The organism is Roseococcus sp. SDR (assembly GCF_019083995.1).
In the GTDB taxonomy this organism is placed as follows: Bacteria; Pseudomonadota; Alphaproteobacteria; order Acetobacterales; family Acetobacteraceae; genus Roseococcus.
This window is the reverse complement of record NZ_JAHRCU010000005.1, coordinates 49,713-73,526: the sequence shown is the minus strand read 5'-3', so window position 1 is coordinate 73,526 and position 23,814 is coordinate 49,713. Positions and strand designations below refer to the sequence as shown.

Genomic DNA, 23,814 nt, shown 5'->3' with positions numbered 1-23,814 from the left:
GGAATCTGCGACATCTTCGCAAGATCGTGCAAGGATGTCGCAATCTTCGCAGCAACCACGTCTGATTCGGCGGAAATGCCACCTGCCGCTGCCTATCCTCCGTCCATCCCACAGGTGGAGGCTTCCATGCGCATCCTCGTTCTCGGCTCCGGCGTCGTCGGCGTGACCAGCGCCTGGTACCTGGCCCGCGCCGGCCATGAGGTGACGGTGCTGGACCGCCAGCCCGCGCCGGGCATGGAGACCAGCTTCGCCAATGCGGGCCAGGTCTCGCCCGGCTATTCGGCGCCCTGGGCCGCGCCGGGCATTCCGATGAAGGCGCTGAAATGGCTGATGATGCGCCACCGCCCCCTCGTCGTCTGGCCGCAGGCCGAGGGCGGGCTCTATGGCTGGCTGGCCCGCATGCTGGCGAACTGCACCGAGGCCGCCTACGCCACCAACAAGGCGCGCATGGTGCGCCTCGCCGAATACAGCCGCGACGCGCTGCGCGACCTGCGGGCCGAGACCGGCATCGCCTATGACCAGCGCATGCAGGGCACGCTGCAGCTCTTCCGCACGCAGAAGCAGCTCGACGCCGTGGGGGCTGACACCGCCGTGCTGGAGCAGTTCGGCGTGCGCTACGAGGTGCTGGATGCGGCCGGCTGCGTGGCGTCCGAGCCCGCGCTGGCGCGCGTGGCGGGCAAGTATGTGGGCGGGCTGCGCCTGCCGGGCGACGAGACGGGCGATGCCCATATCTTCACCCAGCGCCTGGCCGAAATGGCGGCCGCGGCCGGCGTCACCTTCCGCCAGGGGGTGACGATCAGGCGCCTGCACAATCTGGGCGGCAGCATCACCGGCGTGGAGACCGACCAGGGCATCTTCACGGCGGATCGCTACGTCGTCGCCATGGGCAGCTATTCTACGGCGCTGCTGAAGCCGCTCGCCGTGCATGTGCCGGTCTATCCGGTGAAGGGCTATTCGCTGACGATGCCCGTCACCAATGCCGATGCGGCGCCGGTCTCCACCGTGATGGACGAGACCTTCAAGGTCGCCATCACGCGCCTCGGTGACCGCATCCGGGTCGGCGGCACGGCGGAGCTGGCGGGCTTCTCGCTCAAGCTGCGCGCGCCGCGGCGCGAGACGCTGGCCCATTCCGTGCGGGACCTGTTTCCCGAGGGCGGCGACATCGAGCACGCGCAGTTCTGGACGGGCCTGCGCCCGATGACGCCCGATGGCACGCCCATCGTCGGCGCCACGCGCTATGAGAACCTCTTCCTCAACACCGGCCACGGCACGCTGGGCTGGACCATGGCCTGCGGCTCGGGCCGCGTGCTGGCCGATCTGATGAGCGCGCGCAAGCCGGAGATCGAAGCGACGGATCTGGCGCCGGCGCGCTATGCCGTCGCGTGACCTGCCCATGGCGGGAGGGATGCTTGCCAGCCTCCCTCATGCTGCGCAGATTAAGACGACGCTCAGAGTGCTGCAGGGAGTCGCCAGATGTCGCAAGGTCTCAACACGCTGCCGCGCAGCCTGACGATCGGAAGCCTGGTCGAGACCAGCAGCTCCTTCTACGCGCCGCAGGCCTTCCGGCTGCAGGAAAGCACGGACATCGACAGCACGACCGGCGGCAATTATGCATCGCTCGAGACGGCTGGTGTGGTCTTCGTGCAGGCGGATGGCCTCCACTACCGCGCCTACAATCCATCGTCGAACAGCTTCGATGGCTCGATCGTCTTCGGCCAGCACGCCTATCAGTACGTCGTCACGGCCGATTTCAACAATGACGGCTATGACGACCTGATCACCGCGAACCTCACGGCCTCGACGGTCGGCCAGCCGAACAGCACCTACATCACCGCGTTGCGCTCCGCCGGGGCCACGGCCAACGGCGCCCTGCCCTTCGTGACGGATAACGAGCTCGTCTCATATATCGACGTGGGCGCCATGCAGTTGAGCATCGAGGGGGCGGACATCCAGGTTTGCGACATCGCGGTGGCGGATTTCAACCGCGACGGCTTCCTGGACGTGATCCTCGTCGCCCAAAACATCTATTCGACGAACCAGACGGACGGCGATCAGTCGGTCAACTCCATCTGCTACGCCATCGGCTTCGGCAATGGTGGGGGCGTGTTCACTTTCGCCAATGGCTGGCAGCCAACCGACAATAACTTTGGCGGCGCCGCCTTCGAGAAGAACGACTATCTGATCACGCCGCGCGTCACCACCGGCGATTTCGACGGCGACGGCTATGTCGATGTCGGCATGGCGATGCACGGCAACAACGGCCGGAGCGGCAGCGCGCTGCCGCCCGCCTTCATCATCTGGGGCGATGCGAATGCCGCCGCGACGGGGCTGCTGAACACCGCCAGCAGCAACAAGTTCGACAATGGCTGGCTCCAGCCGCAGGATGTCCAGGGCGTGCGCGGCCAGGCGGGCGACGCGACCGACCAGTTCGTCATCACCTTCGACAGCTCGGCCCATATCGCGCGCTTCAATGCCGACCGCACGCTGCAGCAGGACAATGAGATCACCGGCCTCGGCCGCGGCAATCTCGGCCGGCTGATCGACTACGACCTGGATGGGCTGACCGACATCGTCTCGGTGGATGGCTCAAGCTCGACCGTGCTGCTGGGCTACGACTGGGAGGGCACGACGGGCAACGTGATCCCGGCCCCGGGCTTCCTCTTCGGCACCGACATCCTGGGCGTCGCGGGCTTCGACTATGACGGGGACGGCAAGCCCGATCTCGCCAGCGGCTACAACACGGACGACCATCTCTACATCTATCACAACCAGACGCCGGGCAACCCGGATGTGGCGCAGCTGAACCTTGTGGACCGCCAGCGGGTGGAGGGCGGCGACATCAATGGTGTCAGCATGAGCTTCATGACCGGCACGGGCAGCCAGTCGGCCACGGTCACGCTGCTGGGCGGCAACACGCTGCGCGACAACGCGCTCGGCTACTACATCATGGGCCCGGATGGGCGGATGGGCGAGGCGCGCTTCCTCGATCTCAATGCGCTGAACGGCCAGGTGCTGAACATCCAGCTGCTGGGCGAAGGCGCGCGGCTCGGCCTGTTCCTCGTGGCTGAAGGGCAGGCGCGCAATGAATCCCTCTCCGGCACCTTCCATTTCCGCGAGCGCGCCAATGGGGCGGAAGCGCGCCTCGGCAGCGACGCGCCGATCCTGGTGCGGGATGGCGATGGCCGCGTGGTGACGGGCGACATCTTCCACGCCCTGGACCCGAGCCGCATTGATTTCGAGAACCCGCTGAACAGCGGCGGGCATCTCCAGGCGCTCTCACGGCTGGAAAATGCGGGATCCCTCGTCATCGGCTTCGAGGATACGCGCCTGCCCTTCGGCGATGGCGATTTCAACGACCTGATGCTGCGCGTGACGCACACCGACATGGTGTTCTGAAGCGCGCCCGCCCGGCTCAGCCGCCGCAGTCGACGCGCGTGGATTCCACCAGGAATCGCGTCCCGTCATCGCGCATCAGGTCGCCCGCGAGATCGGGGTGCATCGTCTCGACCCCGAGCAGGACGACCTGCTGCTGCCCCGCGGCGAGGGTCATCAGCCGGTTGATCTGCCCGCCGCTGCTGCCGGGATGCAGGAACCTGACCATGTCGTTGACGCTGATCCGCGTCGGGTTCTGCAGCACCATGTTGTAGCGCAGCTCGGTGCTGCTGGGCGTGACAACCCGGCCGGCGAAACAGAAGTTCGTCCCGACCAGGCGGCCCTGGCAGTAGGAGACGGCCTGGGCTTCTGCCGGGCGGGGCGCCAGCGCCAGCAGGGCGAGGCCGCCGATCAAGCGCAGGGTATGGCGAAGCGGCATTGGCATGGCGGTCACCTCTCGGGTGAGGGTCTGTGGTGGTCTCACGCTGCCCGGATCCGCCGACACCCGCCAAACCGGCGCTTCGGTACCGGCGATCGGCATATCCGATCGGGCGTCGCCTAACGCCGCTCGCCCTCGCGCGGCGTCAGGCCATAGGGCTCGACCAGGGTCCAGACATGGGCGGGGACCATGTTCTTCACGCTCGCGGGCTCTTCACGCCGGAGATGGACGATGGTCTCGCAGGCCTTCATCTCCACGCGGGTGCGGGCGAATTCCAGGCCGCGCGGCCCAATGCGCGGCATGAGCCAGCCCACGATGGGGCGCAGCCAATCGGGCATGCGGCGCAGCGGCAGGCCGCCGGCGGCGCGCTCCACATTGGCGAGGAAGCCCTTCACGGCATTGGCGCGCTTGCCCTTGCTCCCCGGTGCTTCGACGCGGATCTCATCGCCCAACAGGCTCAGCAGCTCCTCGCCGCGCTCGTTGCGGACCAGCAGCCATTGCTCGCCCTGCCCGCCCATGTAGCCGACGGTGATGTCGGCCAGCACATTGGTGTAGTCCACGCAGGTGCGGCAGGTGAGCGGGAAGAAATCAGGCGGCAATTGCGAGATGGGGAGTTGCAGGAAAGGAATGGTGCGGATGCGGCCATCCTTGAAGCGCAACTCGACATGGTAGTCGGCGCGGAATTCCAGATAGGTGATGCTGGCCGGGTCATCATCCAGCAGGTCGAGGAAGGTGTGGAAGCTCTCGGTCGTCGTGTTGTCGGAACAGGGCGTGCCGATGACGTAGAGGCGTTCGAGCCCCAGCTCCTTCTCCAGCGCGCGCAGCGCATGCACCTGGCAGGGAATGCCGATGACGGCGAGGCGCGTGTAGCCCGCCGCACGCGCCGGCTCCAGCAGCGCCAGCAGCGGCGCATAGCCCATGCGCATGCCGCGCACCTGCGCCATGCCCTCGGCCTGCGTCACCAGCACGGGCACGGGCTTCCAGTGATCCTCCGGATCGGGCGCCATGGTCAGCACGGCCTGCACGGCGCCGGTCTCGAGCAGGCGGGCGGCGAGGCGCGTGGTGATGCCGGTCCATTGCGCGCCGGGCAGCGGGGATTTCAGCGCCGCCTTCAGCATCTTCCGGAAGGGGCCGAAATGCAGCTCGTCCGGGCGGGAGGGGTCACGCGCACGGCCATGCACCTGCGCTTCCATCCTGGGGTAGTCGGGCGCGATGAACTGGCAGGCGGTGCCGCAGGCCTTGGGGTTCTCCAGGCGCGAGACGCCGCAATCGGTGCAAAGGCCGCGCGGTGCGGCTTCGCGGAGCGGGGGCGCCCAAATCGGTGGCTGATCCAAGGCCTGTCCTCAATCCTTTTGCGAGAGGCTAGGCCAGCGGCATCCTGCGCGCCAACAGGCTTTGTGCGATGCTGCCCTCCGCATGAGTGAAACCGCCCGCCCCCGCCGTTCCGTCGCCTCGCTGCGCGTGATCCTGCCCTATCTGCGGCCTTATGCCTGGCGCACCGCGGCGGCGGCGGCGGCGCTGCTGGTGGCGGCGGGACTCGTGCTGCTGCTGGGCCAGGGGCTGCAACGGCTGATCGACCAGGGTTTCGCCGACCGCAGCGCCGCGAGCCTGAACAGCGCCGCCTTCTTCATGTTCGCGGTGGTGGCGGCCCTCGGCGTGGCGACGGCGACGCGCTTCTACCTCGTCTCCTGGCTCGGCGAGCGAGTGGCCGCCGATCTCAGGCGCGCGGTCTTCGACCATGTGATCAGCCTCTCCCCCAGCTATTTCGAAACGGCGCGCACGGGCGACATCCTGAGCCGGATGACGGCGGATATCGCGCTGCTGCAATCGCTGATCGGCTCGGCCATCTCCATGGGCCTGCGCACGGCGCTGACGGCCACCGGGGCCTTGGCCCTGCTGATCATGACGAGCCCCAAGCTTGCCGGCATCGTGGTGGTGGTGGTGCCGCTGGTGGTGGGGCCGCTGGTGCTGTTCGGCCGGCGGGAGCGGCGGCTCTCCAAGGCGGCGCAGGAGCGCGTGGCCGACCTGGCGGCGACGGCGGAGGAGACGCTGAACGGGTTGCGCACCGTGCAGGCCTTCACCCATGAGCGCGAGGACCGCCGCCGCTTCGCCCGCGAGGTGGAGGACTCGGTCCGGACGGCGCTCAGGCGCGTGGCGTCGCGCGCTTTCCTGATCCTGATCGTGATCCTGCTCGGCTTCGGCGCCATCACCTTCAGCCTCTGGGTCGGCGGGCAGGATGTGATCGCCGGGCGGATGACGGGCGGCGAGCTGTCCGCCTTCGTCTTCTACGCCGTGCTGCTGGCGAGCAGCGGGGCCACCATCAGCGAGCTCTGGGGCGAGATCCAGCGCGCGGCGGCCGCCGCCGATCGGTTGATCGAGGTCATCGAGACGCAGCCCTCCATCGCGCCGCCCGCGACCCCGCTGCCCCTGCCCTCGCCGGCACAAGGCCGCTTCGCCTTCGAGGACGTGACCTTCCGCTATCCGACGCGGCCGGACACGCCGGCGCTGGATCGCTTCTCGCTGGATGTGCGGCCGGGCGAAACGGTGGCGCTGGTCGGCCCCTCGGGTGCGGGCAAGACCAGCGTGCTGCAATTGCTGCTGCGCTTCTATGACCCGGCGGAGGGCCGGGTGACGCTGGATGGACTGGACCTGCGCGACCTCGACCCCATGGCGCTGCGCTCACGCCTGGCCCTGGTTCCGCAGGACCCGGTGATCTTCAGCCTGAGTGCCGCCGAAAACATCCGCTATGGCCGGCCCGATGCGAGCGATGCCGAGGTGGAGGCAGCGGCGCGGGCCGCGGCGGCGCATGACTTCATCATGGCGCTGCCTGAGGGCTATGCGTCTTCGCTTGGCGCCAAGGGCGTGATGCTCTCGGGCGGGCAGCGGCAGCGCATCGCCATCGCGCGCGCCATCCTGCGCGACCCGCCCATCCTGCTGCTGGACGAGGCGACGAGCGCACTCGACGCGGAATCCGAGCAGGCGGTGCAGCAGGCCCTCGCGCGCCTCGCGCAGGGGCGCACCACCCTGGTGGTGGCGCATCGGCTGGCCACGGTACGGCGCGCGGATCGCATCGTGGTGATGGAGGCCGGGCGCATCACGGCGATGGGCACGCATGACGCGCTGGTGGCGGAGGGCGGGCTGTACGCGCGCCTCGCCGCCCTTCAGTTCGACACGGATTAGTTCACGCCAACCGCGCCATCAGTTCGGCCGTGGTCGCGCTGCCTTCCAGGCCGCGCAGGGCCGCGACCAGCGCATCGCCACGCGCCGCGAAGCCGCCGATCTCAAGGTTCTCGCGCAGCTTGGCTTCAAGCGCCGCATCGCTCATCGGATTGGCCTCGCTGCCCGTCGGGTGCTCGACCAGCACGAGCTGCCGCGTGCCGTCACGGCGCGTGGCGGTGAGGCGCGCCGCGCCGCGCGGCAGGCTCGGATCGCAGCGCGCCTCGACGCGGGAGCGCATGTCGCGGAGGGCCGGGTCATCCACCGCCGCCTGCTCGAATTCCGCGACGCCCGCGCGTTGCCGCACGAGGCCCAGCGCCACGCTGTGATGGATGCTGACGCGGGAATCGCCGCCCGTCCGCACCTCGCGGTCACCGCGCTTGAGCAGCAGGGCATCGCCCTCCACCAGCACATGCGCGATCTCCTCGGCCGGGCCTTGCAGCTGCATCGCCGCCTCGATCACGGCGTGGAAGACGATGCCGGCGGGATAGGGCTTGTAGGTGATCCGCGCGGCCTCCCACCGCGTGCCGAGATCGCCGGCCATCGCCGCCACATCCGGCGCGTCGCCCATGGCGCGCGCCCAGCCGTTGCGGCCCTCGATCGCCGTCGGCGCGGCATCCCACCCGGCTTCCGCCAGAAGCGCCGCCAGGATGCCGTTGCGCGCGGCATTCCCCATGCTGGCGTTCTTCCCGGCATTGGGCAGGTTCTCGATGATGCCGCAGGATTGGCTGGCGGCGAGGCCCAGCGCATCCGTCGTGCGCGCGGCGTCGAGCCCGATCAGCTTCGCCGCCGCCGCCGCCGCGCCGAAGACGCCGGTGGTGGAGGTGATGTGCCAGCCGCGATCGTAATGGCCGGGCGCGACGCCGAGGCCGATGCGGCATTCCACCTCCATCCCCAGCAGCAGCGCCTCCAGGACCGCCTCGCCGGACAGCCCGCGCTGCTCGGCAAGTGCGAGCGCCACGGGCGCCACGGGGGCGGCGGGATGGATCACGGTGGCGAGATGCGTGTCGTCATAGTCGAGGAGGTTGCCGGCGATGCAGTTCACGAAGGCGGCGGACATCGCGTCCAGCTTCACGCCCTGGCCGAAGACGGTGGCCTGGGCCGGGCCGGAAAAGCCACGGAGCGCGACAAGCGCGCCCCGCACCACAGGGCTTTGCGCAACGCCGAGCGCGCAGCTGATATGGTTCAGCAGCGCGCGTGGCGCCTCACGCCGCACGGCGGCAGGGATGCTGGCCCAGCGCGTCTCGGCCACGAAGCGGCCCAGGGCGGTGGCGACGGGCGTCGGGCTGGACACGGGGGAACCTCCGGAATTTTGGTAACGCTAACCAGCAGGCTTGAGACCGGCAAGGCTGGCAAACCTGACTTGCCGCCCGAGGAATGACGCGCTTCACTGTCTCGCGTGATATCGCTCCCAGAACAGATCCGCCTGCTCCAGGGCCGCCGCGCCCTTGTCACCGGCTCCACCGGCGGGATCGGGCTCGCCGTGGCCGAGGCGCTGGCCGCGCAAGGCTGCGAGGTGGTGCTGCATGGCCTGGCGGAGCCCGCCGAGGGGCACGGTGCCGCCAAGGCCGTTGCGCAGCGCCACGGCGTGGTGGCGCGCTACATCCGCGCCGACCTCGGGAGTTCCGCCGCGGTCGCTGCCTTGGCGGCGGAAGCGGGCGCTGTGGATGTGCTGGTGAACAACGCAGCCACCCGCCATTTCGGCCCCGTGGAAGCCACCGCCCCCGCGGATTGGGACAGTGACCTCGCGACCAACCTCTCCGCCCCCTTCCACCTCATCCGGCTTCTGCTGCCCGGCATGCGCGCGCGGAACTGGGGGCGCATCATCAACATGTCCTCGATCTATGGCCTGGTGGGTGCCACCGACCGTGTGGGCTATGTGGTGACCAAGACCGCGCTGATCGGCCTCACGCGCGCCGTGGCGCTGGAGACGGCGGGCACGGGGATCACCTGCAACGCGCTCTGCCCCGGCTCCACGCTGACGCCCAACATCCAGGGCCGGGTGGAAGACCTGGCGGCGCGGGAGGGGCTGGATGAGGCGGCGGCCGCCGCGCGCTTCCTGGCGGGCAAGAACCCCTCCGGCCGCTTCGTCGAGGCCGCCGCGGTGGGCGGCTTCGTCGCCTTCCTCTGCGGCCCGCAGGGCGAGGCGATCACGGGCGCGGCCCTGCCCATGGATGGCGGCTGGTCCGCCGCATGACGAACAACGATCCGGGAGAGACGACCATGGTGATGAGGACAACCCGCCGCGCGGCCCTGCTGGGTGGCGCCGTGCTCGCCACGCCCGCGCTGGCGCAGGAATTTCCCACACGGCCGGTGCGGATGCTGGTCACCTGGCCGCCGGGCGGGACGACGGACATATTGGCGCGCCAGTTCCAACCGCGCCTTTCGGCCCTGCTGGGCCAGCCGGTGGTGGTGGAGAACCGGGGCGGCGCCTCGGGGGCCATCGGCGCGGCCGAGATGGCGCGGATGAACCCGGATGGCCATGGCTTCGGCATGGTCACCTCCACCGTGATCTCGGCCGCACTTCTCACGCGCCAGCCCTATGATCCGATCCGCGACCTGGCACCCATCATCAATTTGGCGCGCGTCGCGAACATCCTGGTCGTGCATCCCTCCCTGCCCGTGAACAACGTGCAGGAGCTGATCGCGCTCGCCCGCGCCCAGCCGGGGCGGCTCACCTTCGGCTCGCCCGGCATCGGCTCGGCCGTGCATATCTCGGGCGAGATGTTCAAACTGGCCGCGAATGTGGACATGGTGCATGCGCCCTATCGCGGCGGCGGGCCGGCCCTGGCGGATCTCGTCAGCGGGCATATCCAGCTCATGTTCGGCAATGCCTCCTCCACCCTGCCCTTCGTGCGGGATGGTTCGCTGCGCGCCATCGCCGTCACCAGCGCCACGCGCGCGGCCTATCTGCCGAATGTGCCGACGGTGGCCGAGCAAGGCCTGCCCGGTTTCGCCATCGAGGAGTGGTATGCCTGCCTGGGGCCCGCGGGGATGAATCCGCGCGCGGTGGAGCGCATCAACGCCGCCTTCAACACCGTGATCGCCGAACCTGCCGAGCGCGCGCGCCTGCTCGAAATGGGCGCCGAGGTGGTGGGGGGCACGGCGGAGGAATTCGGCCGCTTCTACCGCGCGGAGGTCGAGAAGATCGCCGCTGTCGTGCGCGACGCACGCATCCGCGTCGAGTAGTGGGACACACGCATCCGTGTCGAATGGCGGGACGCACGCATCAGAGCTGAGGAGCGGCATGGAGGAGGAGGCGCCGCCGGGGCTTCGCATGCGTGACGTGGCGCGGGCCGCGGGGGTCTCGACCATGAGCGTCTCGCGCGTGCTGCGCGAACCTGCGCTGGTCTCGCCCGAACTGCGTGCACGCGTCGAGGCGGCGGTGCGGGAGGTGGGCTATGTGCCCAACCGCCTTGCGGGCTCGCTCTCCTCGCGCCGCTCGGAGGTGGTGGGGCTTGTCGTGCCGTCGCTGGAGAACTCGCTCTTCGCGGCCACGGTGAAGGGCATCTCGGACGTGCTGCGCCGCGCCGGCTTCCAGCTCATGATCGCCGATTCCGGCTATGGGCCCGAGGCGGAGGAGGCCGCGATCCGCGCTTTTCTCGAACAGCGCGTGGCGGGGCTGATCCTGCACGACACGCTGCACACGGAAGGCGCGCTGCGCATGATCCGCCGCGCCGGGGTACCGGTGGTGGAGAACGGAACGCTGACCGAGACGCCGGTGGACATGGTCGTCTCCTACTCCAACCGCGAGGCGGCGCGGGCGATGACGCGGCACCTGGCGCGGTTGGGCTACCGGCGCATCGCGCTGGTGACCCTGCCCGCCGCGGCCAATGCGCGCTCACGCGACCGGCAGCGGGGCTTCCAGGAGGCGCTGAGGGAGCTCGGCCTCGCCTCCGATCCGCGTTGGATGCTCGAGATGCCACCAGGCCTGGCTTCGGGCGCGGAGGCGGTGGTTCGGCTGATGGAGGGCGAGGCGCCCGACGCCATATTCTTCGCGGGCGATGTGCTGGCCGCGGGGGCCGTGCTGGAATGCCAGCGGCGCGGCTGGGCGGTGCCGGGCAAGGTGGCGGTCGCCGCCTTCGACAATGTGGACCTGCTGGCACACATGAACCCGCCCGTCACCACGCTGCACCTGCCCCGCCAGGAGATCGGCACACGCTCGGCCCAGATGCTGCTGGACCGGCTTGCGCGCCGCCAATCGGGCCCGGCGACGGTGGATCTGCGCTTCGAGATCATCCAGCGCGCCAGCACCTGAGCGCCCAGCTTCGCCCCCCCCTCTTTTGCAGACGTCTGATACCGGTATCATCACAACCAAGGCAACAAGGGAAACGCCATGCAGGACCAGGTGATCGGCTTCGTCGGATTGGGCCAGATGGGGCGGCCCATGGTGGGCCGGCTGCTCGCCGCGGGGCATGCCGTGGTGGTGTTCGACCGCGTGCCGGAGGCGGTGGAAGCACTGGTGGCACTGGGCGCGCAGCCGGCCTCCAGCATCCGCGAGGTGGCCGACCGCGCCGATGTCGTCTTCGTCAGCCTGCCCACACCCGCCATCGTGCGCGAGGTGGCGATCGGGCCCGGCGGCGTGATCGAGGGCCAGCGCGCCCGCACGCTGGTGGATTTCTCGACGACCGGCCCGCGCGTGGCGGGCGAGCTGCACGAGGCCTTCGCGGCACTTGGCCGCAGCGTGCTGGATGCGCCGGTCAGCGGCGGGCGCTCGGGTGCCGCGGCGGGCACGCTCGCCGTCATGGTCTCGGGCCCGCGCGAGCGCTATGACGCGCTGGAGCCGGTGTTCAAGGTCGTGGGCAAGCCCTTCTTCTGCGGCGACAAGCCCGGCGCGGCGCAGGTGATGAAGCTCTGCAACAACCTGCTGGCGGCCGCCACGCTCGTCGTCTCCTCCGAGGCGATCGCGATGGGGGTGAAGGCCGGCCTCGACCCCAAGCTGATGTGCGAGGTGATCAACGTCTCCTCCGGCCGCAACAGCGCGACGCAGGACAAGTTCCCCCGCGCCATCATTCCGCGCCGCTTCGACTTCGGCTTCGCCACCGGCCTCTCGCACAAGGATGTGCGGCTTTGCGTGGATGAGGCGGAGGCGATGGGCATTCCCATGGTTGTGGGCAGCGCGGTGCGGCAGATGCTCGCCGTCACCAGCGCGAAATTCGGCCCCGAGAGCGACTTCACCAGCGTGGCGCGCGTGGTGGAGGAGTGGGCCGGTGTGACCATCGGGGAAGAGGCATGAGCTGGGAGGTCTTTGCGCTGCGCTATGCGCGGCGCGATGCAACGGCGGCGCAGCATTTCATCGGCGGCGATCCGCATGACGGCCCCATGCCCATGGACTACTTCGTCTGGGCCTGTGTGAAGGATGGGCGCGCCGTGGTGGTGGACACGGGCTTCACTGCCGAGGTCGCGGCCAGGCGCAAGCGCGAATGGCTGCGCTGCCCGGTGGAATCGCTCAGCCTGCTGGGCGTGGCGCCCGAGGCGGTGGAAGACGTGGTGCTGACCCACCTGCACTACGACCATGTCGGCTCCTTCCACCTCTTTCCCCGCGCGCGCTTCCACCTGCGCGAGCCCGAGATGCACTACGCGACCGGCCGCTACATGCGGCACAAGCACCTGGCCCACTCCTTCGAGGTGGAGGATGTGGTGGGCATCGTGCGCATGAATTTCGCCGGGCGCGTCGCCTTCCATGACGGCGTGGTCGAGCCCTGGCCCGGCATCCGGCTGCATCCCACGGGCGGGCATTCGGCGGGGCTGCAATTCATCTCGGTCGAGACGGCGCGCGGCCGCGTGGTCCTCGCCTCCGACGTCACGCATTTCTACGCGAATATGGAGGAAGGCCGCCCCTTCAGCACCGCCTTCCATGTGGGCGAGATGCTGGAAGGCTTCGACCGGCTGCGCGCGGTGGCGGACAGCGAGGCGCATATCATCCCCGGCCATGATCCGCTGGTGATGCAGCGCTACCCCGCCGTCAGCCCGGAACTGGAGGGCATCGCGGTGCGCCTCGACGTGGCACCCACAATTTGACAAATCCGGCCGCTCTGGCTGGGATCGGTAACAACGCCAGCCGGACCACCGGCGGCCTTCCTGGGAGGGAACACGAATGACCCGCTTCACCACCACCCGCCGGGCCCTGCTGGGTGCCGGCGCCGTTCTGCCCGCCTTGGCCACGCCGGCGCTGGCCTTCCCCGACCAGGCGGTGCGCGTCATCGTCCCCTGGAATGCGGGCGGCCTCGCCGATGTGGTGATGCGCGCGATCGCGCCCGCCATGTCCGCCTCGCTCGGCCAGCCGGTGGTGATCGAGAACCGGGCGGGCGCCAATGGCGCGGTCGGTACCCAGGCGGTGGCGCAGGCGCGCGGCGACGGGCACACGCTCATCCTCGCCAATGCCGAGACGCATGCGATCAACCCGCTGGTCTATCCGCGCCTCGCCTATGACGCGGTGGCCGATTTCACGCCGGTCACCATCTTCGCGCGCGGCCCCTTCGTGCTGATCACGCGGCCCGGCCTCGCCGCCGAGGATCTCAACGGCTTCCTCGGCCTCGCACGCGCGCGGCGCGGGCAGCTCACCTTCGCTTCCTGGGGCATCGGCTCCACCTCGCATCTCGCGATGGAGCGGCTGATGCGCTCCACGGGGATCGAGATGCTGCATGTGCCCTTCACCGGCGCCGCCCCCGCCTCCACCGCCATCCTCGGCGGCCAGGTGGATGTGATGTTCCTCAACGCCGGCCCGGCCGAGGCGATCGCCCGCGACGGCCGCGCCCGCATCCTGGGCCTCGGCGCGAACGAGCGGCTCGCGCTGCTGCCCAACGTGCCGACCATGGCGGAGCTCGGCACACCGGTGGAGGCGGCCAATTGGTTCGGCCTGCTCGGCCCGGCGCGCGTGCCGCCGGCCGCAGCCCAGCGCCTTGCCAATGTGGTGGGCGAGGCGGTGCGCCAGCCGGGTGTGCAGGAGATCTTCCGCACCCAGGCCGCCATCCCCGTGACGATGACGCCCGAGGAGACGGGCCGCTTCATCGCGGGCGACCGCGAGCGCTGGAACGTGGTGGTGCGCGACCTCAACATCCGCCTCGAATAGAGGCGGTGGACAGGCGCTGGCGGCGCGTGACAGCCTCCATGCAAAGATCTGGAGGAACACCATGCACCGCCGCGCCCTGACCCTGGCCGCCCCCATGCTCGCGCTGACCGGCGGCCTCGCCCGCGCGCAGGCCTGGCCCAACCGGCCCGTGCGCTTCGTCGTGGGCTTCGCGGCGGGCGGCGCCAATGACATCGTGGCGCGGCTGCTGGCCGCCAAGCTCGCCGAGCGCATTCCGGGCAGCAGCTTCATCGTGGAGAACCGGCCCGGCGCCAGCACGGTGGTGGCGGCCGACCTCGTCGCGCGCTCAGCGCCCGATGGCACCACCTTCTTCTACACCTCCCCCTCCACGCAGATCGCCATTCTGGTGAACCGTACCGCGACGATCGACCCGATGACGGCGCTGGTGCCCGTGGTGATGGCGCAATCGGCGCCGCTCGCGCTCGTCTCCCGCCCTGATTTCCCTGCCCGCACCGTTCCGGAATTCCTGGCCCTGGCGCGCGAACGCGGGGCGCGACTGACCATCTCCAATCCTGGCACGGGGGCGGTGAACCACCTGGCCATGGCGCTGCTCATGCGCCGCACCGGCATCGAGCCGACCCTCGTGCCATACTCCGGAAACCAGCCCTCCATCACCGCGCTGATCCGCGGCGAGGTGGACCTGGCGCATGACGGGCTCTTCACGCCGCGCGCGCAATTGCAGGAGGGGACGCTGCGCGCCATCGCCGTCACCACCGCCCAGCGCTCACCCCTCTACCCCGACGTGCCGGCCTTCGCCGAGACGCTGCCTGGCTATGATGTGGGTTTCTGGGGGGGCTTGCTCGCGCCGCGCGGGACGCCCGATCCGATCCTGGATCGTCTTGCCGAGGAGGTGGGCGCGATCCTGGCGCAGCCCGATGTCATCACCCGCATCCGCGGCTTCGGCGCGGAGCCGGCGAGCGGCGGGCGTGCCGCCTTCGCGCGCGTCTATGCGGCGGATTGGGAGAAATGGGGCCAGGTGGTGCGCGAGAACGACATCCGGCCTGGCTGAGCCGCCCGCCTCCCCCCGCGCGCCCCGCCAGCCAGCATCACCCCGCGCGCCCCGCCAGCCAGCATCACCCCGCGCGCCCCGCCAGCCAGTATCACCCCGCGCGCCCCGCCAGCGCGACCCGCAACCGCGCCGCCGCGATCCGGCCGAGCTGGAGCGGCGCCTCCATGCCCTCCAGCGTCACATGCGCGAGGTTGCGCCCTTCCGCCTCCACGCGCCGCACGCGCTGGAGGTTGAGCAGCACGGAGCGCCCCGCGCGCAGGAAGGGCGGGGATGGCAGCAGCGCCTCGAAATGCGTCAGCGTGCGGAGAATCAGCAGCGCGGGCTGAGCCGCCAGATGGACGCGCGTGAAATCGCCCTCGGCGCGGAGGGCCACCATCTCCGACGGGTCAGCGAAGATGGTGCGGCTCGGCATCCGCAATTCGACGGCGGGGCCGGAGGGCGGTGCGGAGGGGCCGAGCTGCCGCGACACGCGGGCCAAGGCCTCGGCCAGGCGCTCGGGGCGCACCGGCTTCAGCAGATAGTCCGCCGCCTCCACCGCGAAGGCCTGCACCGCATGCTGCGGATGGGCGGTGACAAAGATGATGCGCGGCGCCGGGGCAAGGCGCGCGATGACGCCGAAGCCATCCCCGGCGCCCAGCTCGATATCGAGCAGCACGACATCCGGCCGCGTGCGGGCGATGGCCTCTACCGCGGTCTCAAGACTGTCGGCCGTTTCCACCACCTCCACCTCGGGATGGGCCAGCAGCAGGCGCCGCATGGCACGGATGGCCAGCGGCTCGTCATCCACGATCACGGCGCGGAGCATGGCGCACCCTCCAGCGTAAGGCGCGCCACCACCTGCGGCCCCTCCTGCCCCAGCACGAAGGCGTGGCGGCCCGGAAAGTGCAGCGCGAGGCGGCGCCGGATATTGGCGAGGCCGATGCCCGCGCGCCCCGCGGCGGGCGGCATCAGCGTGCCGGTATTGGCGACACGGATCTCCAGCGCCCCAGGCCTGGCCTGGATCTCCACATGGACTTCGAGCCGCGGGTCGCGCCTGCCGTGTTTGATGGCGTTCTCCACCAGCGGCTGCAGCAGGAAGCTTGGGATGGCACAGGCGCCGGCGGCGGGGTCGAATGCCACCCGCGCCGTCAGCCGCGCCCCGAAGCGCGCCTCCTGGATGCGGAGATAGGAGGCGAGCGCCTCCGCCTCGTCGGCCACCGTCGCGAGGGTCACGTCCATGCCGGTGAGCGACTGCCGCAGGAAGGTCGAGAGATCTCGCAGCATGACGAGCGCGGCGGCCGGGTGCTCGGGGACTTCCTCAGCGATGCCGTTCAGCGCGTTGAACAGGAAATGCGGATCGAGCTGCAGGCGCAGGCGCTGCAGCTCGGTGCGCAGCGCCTGCGCCTCGGCCTCCAGCGCGCGCTCGGCCTCGGCCTGGCGGGCCATTTCCGCCTTCAGCCAGAAGCAGATCAGGCTCCAGATGGTGAAGATCAGGAAGTAGTGGACCATGACGATGGCCACCGCCTCGTTCGGCCCCCAGCCCGCCATCGCCAGCTCGAAGCGGCTGCGGATCAGCGAGCCCACAGCCACGACGAGGCCCGAGGCGGCGAGGCTGAGGCCCAGGATCCAGGGCAGCGCACGCCAGGTGATGCGCCCCTCGAAGCCGAGGCGCTCATAGGCGAGGAAAAGGCCGGCCGCGAGCAGGAAGATCAGCGGCTCGAGCAGCAGGGAGACGCCGAGCGCCACCGCCGCGTCCTCGTAGAGGCGCAGCCGCGTCATGACATCGATCACCGCGAAGACGCCCCAGCCGGCCGCCAGCACGCGCCAGAGGCCAGGGCGGCGCACCCAGGTCCCTGGCAGCGGGGCGCGCGGCGTCTCATCCGGCATGGAATCGCTCCTCAATTCCCGCATCCCGGGCCATCGGCTGCCAATAGAGCATGATCCGCCGCGGCTGAAACGACCTTGCCCGGCTCATCGAGTTTCCGTCCGGCTTCATCGATTGGCGCGCCCGGCCGCGACGATCCAGGGCAATAGCGGTGCGATACGCCTGCCACTCGCCTGCACAGGAGCACCCCCATGGCCACCGAAGGACGCATCTTCGCCGTCAGCACCAGCGCCGCCGACATCACCGGCTTCGACCCCGCGCGCGACAAGCTCGATTTCGGCGGCGTCTCCGTGCACAACTTCATCGTCGTGGATACCGCGGCCGGGGTGGGCTTCATGGACCCCTGGTCGGGCGAGACGATCATCATCCAGGGCGTCTCGCTCGGCCAGCTCACCATCGACAGCTTCACGCCGATCGAGAACGACCATCTGCGCCAATGCCTGAGCGGCGCGCTGGCCTGGGAGCAGGGCATCACGGCCGCGCCCAACACCGTCTATGCACGCTCGCATGAGCTGGGGCAGATCGACAAGGTCGCCTTCAACCCGGCCACCGACAAGGTGGATTTCCGCTACTACGGCTCGCGCGAGCAGATCTCGATGACCGATGGCGCTGAGGGCGTCATCATCTCCAATGCCGGCACCGGCCAGGCGCTGATCCTGCTGGGTGTCACGAAGGCGCAGCTCACCGTCAGCAACTTCATCTTCTACCCGGCCGAGGTGCGGGAGGACCGGGTGCATCTGCAGCTGGGCTTCCCCGTGGTGCCGGACAGCCAGGTGGTGCCGCAGGGCCTGCCCATCGCGGGCACCAATGCCTGGCCGACCGGGGTGGGCAGCGGCAGCCCGCCGAGCGGTGTGACGGGCGAGACCTTCACGCTGGACTGGGATTACGGCGTGGCCGCGCGGCTCGATTTCGACCCGGCGGCGGACAAGCTGGATTTCGGCTGGTTCAAGGCGCCCGAGATCGAGATCACGGAGGTGGGCGGCTCCACCGTCATCACCATCGTCGGCAACAAGCAGAGCTACACGCTGACCGGCGTGAGCCTCAGCGCGCTCGAGATGACCAACATCGTGGCGCGCGACCCGGGGCTGCGCGCCGAATGGCAGGCCGCGCTGGATGCCGCCCCTTCCCTGCCCGGACTCTCCGTGAGCGATGCGGAGGTGGTGGAGGGCGATGCCGGCACGGTGAACCTGGTCTTCACCGTCACCCTCTCCCAGGCCGCGAGCACGGAGGTGAGCGTGGGCTACACCACGCTGGCCGGGAGCGCCCGGGCCGGGGAGGATTTCACCTCCGCCGTCGGCAGCGTCACCTTCGCGCCCGGCGAGATCCGCAAGACCTTCAGCGTGGCCGTGCTGGGCGAGCGCCTCACCGAGCTGACCGAGACCATGACGGTGCAGCTCTCGGGCGCGCGGGGTGCGACCATCCTGGATGGAAGCGCCACGGGCACCATCCGCGACAATGACGTGGACCCCGCGCCCACGACGCCGCCCAGCATCTCCATCGTGGACTACAGCACGAACGAGGGCGATGCGGACCTCACCCATATGCGGATCGTGCTGACGCTCTCCAAGGCCTCCACCGTGCCGGTGACGGTGCGCTACACCAGCGAGGACATCACGGCGAATGGCCCCGTGGACTACGAGGTGCTGTCGGGCCTCGTCACCTTCGCGCCGGGCGAGACGACGCAGACCATCCACGCCCATATCAATGGTGACCGGCTGGTGGAGGCGACGGAGAGCTACCGCATCCGCCTCTCGGATCCGACCAATGCGACCATCGCGGATGGCATCGGCATCGTCACCATCGTGAATGACGATAGCGCGGCGCCCGCGCTGCCGAGCCTCGCCATCGCCGATGCGAGCATCGCGGAGGGCAATGCCGGCACGAAGGTCATGAACCTGACGGTCACGCTCTCGGCGGCCGCCAGCGGGCCGGTGACCGTGAGCTACGCCACCGCCAATGGCACGGCCACGGCCGGTTCGGACTATACGGCCAAGACCGGCACCCTCACCTTCGCCGCGGGCGAGACCAGCAAGACCATCCAGGTCACCATCGCGGGCGATGCGGCGGTGGAGGCGAATGAGGCCTTCACCGTCAATCTCAGCAATGCCACGGGGGCGACCATCGCCGATGGCAGCGCCACCGCCACCATCACCAATGACGATGTGGCGCCCACCCTGCCGAGCCTCGCCATCGCGGATGCGAGCATCGCCGAGGGCAATGCCGGCACGAAGGTGATGAACCTGACGGTGACGCTCTCGGCCGCCGCCAGCGGGCCGGTGACCGTCGCCTATGCCACGGCCAATGGCACGGCGACGGCGGGCTCGGACTATACGGCCAAGACCGGCACGCTCAGCTTCGCGGCGGGCGAGACCAGCAAGACCATCCAGGTCACCATCGCGGGGGACACCGCGGTGGAGGCGAATGAGGCCTTCACCGTCAATCTCAGCAACGCCACGGGGGCCACCATCGCCGATGGCAGTGCCACCGCCACCATCACCAATGACGATGTGGCGCCCACGCCCGGCGCTGCCAGCCTCGCCTACAAGGTGAACAGCGACTGGGGCGCGGGCTTCACCGCCGCCATCACCGTCACCGCGGGCCCGGCCGCGCTGAATGGCTGGACGGCCGAATTCGACGCGCCCTTCACCATCACGAATATCTGGAATGCCGTGATCGTCAGCCATGTCGGCAACCACTACGTGATCCGCAACCAGAGCTACAACGGCAAGGTCAATCCGGGTGGCGAGACGAGCTTCGGCTTCCAGGGCGCGGGCGGGCCGAGCGGTGCGGTCAGCGGCCTGATCCTGAACGGGACGCCGACGCCCTCCACGCCCAGCCTCTCCATCGCGGATGCGAGCCTGGCCGAGGGCGCCAGCGGCACCAGCAACATGAGCTTCACCGTGACGCTCTCCCAGGCCAGCGCCACGCCGGTCACGGTGAACTACGCGACGTCGGACGGCACGGCGACGGCCGGTTCGGACTATACGGCCAAGACCGGCAGCCTGACCTTCGCGGCGGGCGAGACCAGCAAGACCATCACCGTCGCGGTGCGCGGCGATACGGCGGTGGAGGCGAATGAGACGCTGAACCTCACCCTCTCCGGCGCGCAGGGGGCCAGCATCGGCGATGGCGCGGCGGTGGGCACGATCCGCAATGATGATGCGGCGCCGAGCCTGCCCACGCTCTCCGTCGGCAATGCGTCCGTGAACGAAGGGGCGAGCGGGACGGGCAGCCTCACCTTCACCGTCACCCTCTCCCAGGCCAGCGCCACGCCGGTCAGCGTCAATTTCGCGACCGCCAATGGCACCGCGACAGCGGGTTCGGACTATGCGGCGCGGACCGGCACGCTGACCTTCGCGGCGGGCGAGACCAGCAAGAGCGTCACCGTCACCGTGAATGGCGACACCGCGATCGAGGCGGATGAGACGCTGAGCCTCATCCTCTCCGCCCCCAGCGGTTCCACGATCCGCACCGGCACGGGGACGGGCACCATCCAGAATGACGACCTGCCGCGCATCACGGTGAGCGACGCCTCGATCCAGGAGGGCGACCTCATCGCCACCACCGGCTGGCTCAGCACGAAGGGCAACCAGATCGTGGATTCGGCCGGCAACAGCGTGCTCATCAGCGGCGTGAACTGGTTCGGCTTCGAGGGCAACAACATGTCCGCGAACGGGCTCTGGACGCGCTCCTACAAGGAGATGATGGAGCAGATGGTGGAGCTGGGCTTCAACACCATCCGCCTGCCCTTCTCCAGCGAGATGCTGGACGCGACCGGCCAGGCGCTGGGCATCGACTACAATCAGAATCCGGATCTGCGCGGCCTCACGCCGCTGCAGGTGATGGACAAGATCGTGGCCTATGCGGGCGAGATCGGGCTGCGCATCATCCTCGACCATCACCGCAGCGATGCCGGCAATGGCGCGACGGAAAACGGGCTCTGGTACAATTCCCGCTACAGCGAGGCGGATTGGATCTCCGACTGGAAGATGCTCGCCGCGCGCTATGCCGATGACCCGACGGTGATCGGCGCGGACCTGCACAATGAGCCGCATGCTGGCACCTGGGGCGGCGGCGGCGCACGCGACTGGGCGGCGGCGGCCGAGCGCGCGGGCAATGCCATCGGCGAGGTGAACCCGAACTGGCTGATCTTCGTGGAAGGTGTCGGCAGCTACGAGGGCACGCCCTATTGGTGGGGCGGCAACCTGATGGGCGTGCGCGACCGGCCGATCGAGCTGGATGTGGCGGGAAAGCTCGTCTATTCGGCGCATGACTATCCGAATTCGATCTACGCCCAGCCCTGGTTCCAGGGGCCGGATTTCCCGGCCAACCTGCCGGCGAAGTTCGACCAGATGTGGGGCTATATTTTCCGGGAGGGGATTGCGCCGGTCTATATCGGCGAATTCGGCACCAAGCTGCAGGACCCGAAGGATGCGCCCTGGTTCGAGGCGATCACCTCCTATCTCTCGGGCGATTTCGACAATAACGGCACGAATGACCTGGCCGCCGGGCAGCAGGGCATCAGCTGGACCTATTGGTCCTGGAACCCCAATTCGGGCGACACCGGCGGCATCCTGAAGGATGACTGGCGCAGCGTGCACGAGAACAAGATGGACTATCTGCGCCCGCTCGCCTTCGAGCTGCTGGACGATGCCGCCGGGGGCGCGCTGGCGCGCTTCGAGGTGCGCCTCTCGGCCGCCGCCACCACCGCCGTCACGGTGGATTACGCGACCGTCGCCGGCACGGCCACCGATGCCGATTTCGTCGCGGCTTCGGGCACGCTGACCTTCGCACCCGGCGAGCAGAGCAAGACCGTGACCATCGCGATCCGGGGCGATGCGCTGGATGAGGCGAATGAGGGCTTCCGCCTGGTGCTGAGCAATCCGCAGCGCGCGACCATCGCCGATGGCACGGGCCAGGCCACGATCATCGATGACGACCCGGCGGCGGGCGCCAATGGGCGGCTCGTCCTCACCGGCACGGCGGGGGCGGATACGCTCACCGGCGGCGCGGGCGCGGATCTGCTGACCGGCGGCGCGGGCGCGGACCGCTTCTTCTTCTCGCCCGGCCAGGCGGGCACGGACCGCGTCACCGATTTCAACACGCTGGATGGCGGCGCGGCGGAGGGTGACCTGCTGGTCATCGCCGCCCCGGCGGTGGGCCGCTTCGCCTGGCTCGGCACCGGCGCCTTCACCGGCGGCAGCGACAACAGCGAGGCGCGGATGCAGGCGGGCCAGGTGCTGGTGGATGTGAATGGCGACGGCACGGCCGAGATCACCATCGCGCTCACCGGCCTCACCAGCGCGAGCCAGCTCTCGGCCAGCGACTTCCTGTTCAGCTGAGGCGAAGGGCCGGGGCGTGCGGCGCCCCGGCCACGCCCGTCAGCCAGGGCAGCCGCCGCTCTGCACCACGGCGGTCATCGCATTGGCGGGGCGGGCCACGGCGGGCTGGCCCGGGCGCACCACGCGATAGGTCAGGCGGTAGGTGCCGTCATTGCCGATCGGCACCAGCACCGCCTCGCAGGTCCGCATGCCGGCCGCGCGCGCCTGCTCCATGAGGATCTCGGCCACGCGATCGGGCATGTAGTTGGCCGTGCCCTCGCCCTCGGCCCGGGCGACATGGGCCATGCCGAGAGCGAGAAGGGCGAGGCCTGAGGAAAGCACCGCGCGCCGGAGGTTGGATGAGCTTGTCATGTTGATGGCTCCTGCCTTGTTCTTCCTCAACCGAGGGGGGCCGGAGGGCCCCTGCGCAGAGACTGCTTGCGCCGGCCATGCTTCTTCTTGGAGATTCGCGCGGAAGCCTGTTGGCCCCGTGCGGAAAGCGGCGCGAGATAGGCGAGTAACCAAATCGGGAGTTTCGCCGTAGCAGGAGCATGGTCGCGCCCCCGTCCCTCCCCGCCCCAAAGGCAACCGAAACCGCGCTCGCCAGCCTCGCTGATGTCTATGGCGATGGTTGCTATGCCCGCTTCCTGCAGGCGCACCGGCGGATCGGCATGGCCCCCCTGGCGCTGGTGCGTTTCCGGCAGCCGGCCGGCGCCTTCCCCGACCCTCCGACCGCGGACTACACCCTGGCCATCAATGAGCGCGGGCGGGGGCGGATGGTCTTCGACATCGGCGCGGGCCGGCACAGCCTGCCCTTTCGTCCGGGCGACCTTGTGCTCAAGCCGCCTGGGGTTGCGACGCATTTCGCGATGGACGGGCCGCACCAGAAGAGCTTCCTCTCCCTCCCGGCGCGGCTCGTCACGGAATTGATGCAGGGTGCGGCCGGGCCGGATGGCGCCGCACCCGATTTCGGCGCGCTCCACCATGGCAGCTTTCGCGCGCCCGCGATCGCCCGCCTGATGGAACTGATCTGGGCCGAGGCGGCCGAGAACAATCCGCATGGCAGGTTGTTCAGCGAGGGGGCGGCGATGGCGCTGGTCGCCATGATGCTGCGGCTGCGCCGTCCGCGCAGCGCGAGCCAGCCCGAGGTGCGGCCCCTGGCGCAGCCGCGCCTCAGGGCCGTGTTGGACTGGATCGAGGCCAATCTCTCGGAATCCTTTGGGCTGACGGAACTCGCGGCCGTCGCCTGCCTTTCGCCGCACCATTTCAGCCGCGCCTTCAAGGCGGCGATGGGCGAGACGCCGCGCGCCCATGTGACGACACGGCGGATCGAGCGGGCCAAGGAGTATCTGGAAGATCGCGACCTGCCGCTCGCCGAGATCGCGCAGCTTTGCGGCTTTGCCGACCAGGCCCATTTCACGGCGCTGTTCGGCCGGCGGCTGGGCATGACGCCCGGCGCCTGGCGCCGGGCGCGCGGGTAGCACGCGCCCGGCGTGACGGGGG

General features: G+C 69.7%; 18 protein-coding genes and 1 pseudogene. 13 read left to right on the top strand and 6 right to left on the bottom strand.

Annotated elements, in window-relative coordinates; translation table 11 throughout:
- Positions 1-126 precede the first annotated feature (126 nt).
- Positions 127-1,386 carry a D-amino acid dehydrogenase gene (locus KTR66_RS07295; RefSeq protein ID WP_213611914.1) on the top strand — a complete coding sequence of 420 codons (1,260 nt, stop codon included), beginning with the start codon at positions 127-129 and terminating at the stop codon, positions 1,384-1,386.
- Between the two features lie 87 nt (positions 1,387-1,473).
- Positions 1,474-3,396, top strand: coding sequence for a VCBS repeat-containing protein (locus tag KTR66_RS07290; protein ID WP_213611913.1), 1,923 nt, complete (start codon positions 1,474-1,476; stop codon positions 3,394-3,396).
- Positions 3,397-3,412: 16 nt separating this feature from the next.
- On the opposite strand, the gene KTR66_RS07285 is transcribed toward KTR66_RS07290, so the two are convergent.
- A complete protein-coding gene (locus KTR66_RS07285) occupies positions 3,413-3,817 on the bottom strand; it encodes a hypothetical protein (protein WP_213611912.1) in 405 nt (134 codons plus the stop codon).
- 113 nt (positions 3,818-3,930) lie between these two features.
- Positions 3,931-5,145 carry a Coenzyme F420 hydrogenase/dehydrogenase, beta subunit C-terminal domain gene (locus KTR66_RS07280; protein WP_213611911.1) on the bottom strand — a complete coding sequence of 405 codons (1,215 nt, stop codon included), beginning with the start codon at positions 5,143-5,145 and terminating at the stop codon, positions 3,931-3,933.
- Positions 5,146-5,227: 82 nt separating this feature from the next.
- On the opposite strand from KTR66_RS07280, the gene KTR66_RS07275 reads away from it, so the two are divergent.
- The gene (locus KTR66_RS07275) at positions 5,228-6,991 is read left to right on the top strand and encodes an ABC transporter transmembrane domain-containing protein (RefSeq protein ID WP_213611910.1); all 1,764 of its coding nucleotides are present in this window, start codon (positions 5,228-5,230) and stop codon (positions 6,989-6,991) included.
- Between the two features lies 1 nt (position 6,992).
- Here the strand turns inward: KTR66_RS07275 and KTR66_RS07270 are convergent, their stop codons facing one another.
- On the bottom strand, positions 6,993-8,321 hold the full coding sequence (locus tag KTR66_RS07270) for an MmgE/PrpD family protein (RefSeq protein ID WP_213611909.1): 1,329 nt from the start codon (positions 8,319-8,321) through the stop codon (positions 6,993-6,995).
- A 105-nt stretch (positions 8,322-8,426) separates the two neighbouring features.
- On the opposite strand from KTR66_RS07270, the gene KTR66_RS07265 reads away from it, so the two are divergent.
- The 8 genes and pseudogenes from KTR66_RS07265 to KTR66_RS07235 all read left to right on the top strand — a co-directional run bounded on the left by KTR66_RS07265 (position 8,427) and on the right by KTR66_RS07235 (position 15,126).
- The gene (locus KTR66_RS07265) at positions 8,427-9,224 is read left to right on the top strand and encodes an SDR family NAD(P)-dependent oxidoreductase (RefSeq protein WP_371819048.1); all 798 of its coding nucleotides are present in this window, start codon (positions 8,427-8,429) and stop codon (positions 9,222-9,224) included.
- A complete protein-coding gene (locus KTR66_RS07260; RefSeq protein ID WP_213611908.1) occupies positions 9,221-10,216 on the top strand; it encodes a tripartite tricarboxylate transporter substrate binding protein in 996 nt (331 codons plus the stop codon). Before KTR66_RS07265 ends, KTR66_RS07260 begins: the two co-directional genes overlap by 4 nt.
- 58 nt (positions 10,217-10,274) lie before the next feature.
- Entirely contained in the window at positions 10,275-11,285 is a 1,011-nt protein-coding gene (locus KTR66_RS07255) for a LacI family DNA-binding transcriptional regulator (RefSeq protein ID WP_213611907.1), read from the top strand.
- Between the two features lie 66 nt (positions 11,286-11,351).
- Positions 11,352-11,831: pseudogene (locus tag KTR66_RS25045) on the top strand (NAD(P)-dependent oxidoreductase); the annotation flags it as partial.
- A complete protein-coding gene (locus KTR66_RS25040) occupies positions 11,814-12,263 on the top strand; it encodes an NAD-binding protein (protein WP_371819055.1) in 450 nt (149 codons plus the stop codon). The pseudogene KTR66_RS25045 and the gene KTR66_RS25040, both read left to right, overlap by 18 nt.
- Complete coding sequence (locus KTR66_RS07245) at positions 12,260-13,048, top strand: N-acyl homoserine lactonase family protein (RefSeq protein WP_213611905.1); 789 nt, start codon at positions 12,260-12,262, stop codon at positions 13,046-13,048. Before KTR66_RS25040 ends, KTR66_RS07245 begins: the two co-directional genes overlap by 4 nt.
- Before the next feature lie 76 nt (positions 13,049-13,124).
- Entirely contained in the window at positions 13,125-14,099 is a 975-nt protein-coding gene (locus tag KTR66_RS07240; RefSeq protein WP_213611904.1) for a tripartite tricarboxylate transporter substrate binding protein, read from the top strand.
- 61 nt (positions 14,100-14,160) lie between these two features.
- On the top strand, positions 14,161-15,126 hold the full coding sequence (locus KTR66_RS07235; RefSeq protein ID WP_213611903.1) for a tripartite tricarboxylate transporter substrate binding protein: 966 nt from the start codon (positions 14,161-14,163) through the stop codon (positions 15,124-15,126).
- Between the two features lie 91 nt (positions 15,127-15,217).
- Here the strand turns inward: KTR66_RS07235 and KTR66_RS07230 are convergent, their stop codons facing one another.
- Complete coding sequence (locus KTR66_RS07230; RefSeq protein ID WP_213611902.1) at positions 15,218-15,931, bottom strand: LytTR family DNA-binding domain-containing protein; 714 nt, start codon at positions 15,929-15,931, stop codon at positions 15,218-15,220.
- Complete coding sequence (locus KTR66_RS07225) at positions 15,916-16,992, bottom strand: sensor histidine kinase (protein ID WP_213611901.1); 1,077 nt, start codon at positions 16,990-16,992, stop codon at positions 15,916-15,918. The genes KTR66_RS07230 and KTR66_RS07225 overlap by 16 nt, the downstream gene beginning before the upstream one ends.
- A 189-nt stretch (positions 16,993-17,181) precedes the next feature.
- Here KTR66_RS07225 and KTR66_RS07220 point away from each other — a divergent pair, with 189 nt between their 5' ends.
- Positions 17,182-22,332: a Calx-beta domain-containing protein gene (locus KTR66_RS07220; protein ID WP_213611900.1), complete on the top strand. Its 5,151-nt coding sequence runs from the start codon at positions 17,182-17,184 to the stop codon at positions 22,330-22,332.
- A 39-nt stretch (positions 22,333-22,371) separates the two neighbouring features.
- Here KTR66_RS07220 and KTR66_RS07215 read toward each other — a convergent pair whose 3' ends face one another.
- Complete coding sequence (locus KTR66_RS07215; protein ID WP_213611899.1) at positions 22,372-22,683, bottom strand: hypothetical protein; 312 nt, start codon at positions 22,681-22,683, stop codon at positions 22,372-22,374.
- A gap of 179 nt (positions 22,684-22,862) precedes the next feature.
- On the opposite strand from KTR66_RS07215, the gene KTR66_RS07210 reads away from it, so the two are divergent.
- Positions 22,863-23,792: an AraC family transcriptional regulator gene (locus KTR66_RS07210; protein ID WP_213611897.1), complete on the top strand. Its 930-nt coding sequence runs from the start codon at positions 22,863-22,865 to the stop codon at positions 23,790-23,792.
- Positions 23,793-23,814 lie beyond the last annotated feature (22 nt).

Coding starts and splice junctions, on each gene's coding strand:
- KTR66_RS07245 (WP_213611905.1), top strand. CDS start 12,260: ATGAGCTGGGAGGTCTTTGCGCTGCGCTATGCGCGGCGCGATGCAACG.
- KTR66_RS07260 (WP_213611908.1), top strand. CDS start 9,221: ATGACGAACAACGATCCGGGAGAGACGACCATGGTGATGAGGACAACC.
- KTR66_RS07210 (WP_213611897.1), top strand. CDS start 22,863: ATGGTCGCGCCCCCGTCCCTCCCCGCCCCAAAGGCAACCGAAACCGCG.
- KTR66_RS07285 (WP_213611912.1), bottom strand. CDS start 3,817: ATGCCAATGCCGCTTCGCCATACCCTGCGCTTGATCGGCGGCCTCGCC.
- KTR66_RS07295 (WP_213611914.1), top strand. CDS start 127: ATGCGCATCCTCGTTCTCGGCTCCGGCGTCGTCGGCGTGACCAGCGCC.
- KTR66_RS07275 (WP_213611910.1), top strand. CDS start 5,228: ATGAGTGAAACCGCCCGCCCCCGCCGTTCCGTCGCCTCGCTGCGCGTG.
- KTR66_RS07290 (WP_213611913.1), top strand. CDS start 1,474: ATGTCGCAAGGTCTCAACACGCTGCCGCGCAGCCTGACGATCGGAAGC.
- KTR66_RS07255 (WP_213611907.1), top strand. CDS start 10,275: ATGGAGGAGGAGGCGCCGCCGGGGCTTCGCATGCGTGACGTGGCGCGG.
- KTR66_RS07220 (WP_213611900.1), top strand. CDS start 17,182: ATGGCCACCGAAGGACGCATCTTCGCCGTCAGCACCAGCGCCGCCGAC.
- KTR66_RS07240 (WP_213611904.1), top strand. CDS start 13,125: ATGACCCGCTTCACCACCACCCGCCGGGCCCTGCTGGGTGCCGGCGCC.
- KTR66_RS07230 (WP_213611902.1), bottom strand. CDS start 15,931: ATGCTCCGCGCCGTGATCGTGGATGACGAGCCGCTGGCCATCCGTGCC.
- KTR66_RS07215 (WP_213611899.1), bottom strand. CDS start 22,683: ATGACAAGCTCATCCAACCTCCGGCGCGCGGTGCTTTCCTCAGGCCTC.
- KTR66_RS07235 (WP_213611903.1), top strand. CDS start 14,161: ATGCACCGCCGCGCCCTGACCCTGGCCGCCCCCATGCTCGCGCTGACC.
- KTR66_RS07225 (WP_213611901.1), bottom strand. CDS start 16,992: ATGCCGGATGAGACGCCGCGCGCCCCGCTGCCAGGGACCTGGGTGCGC.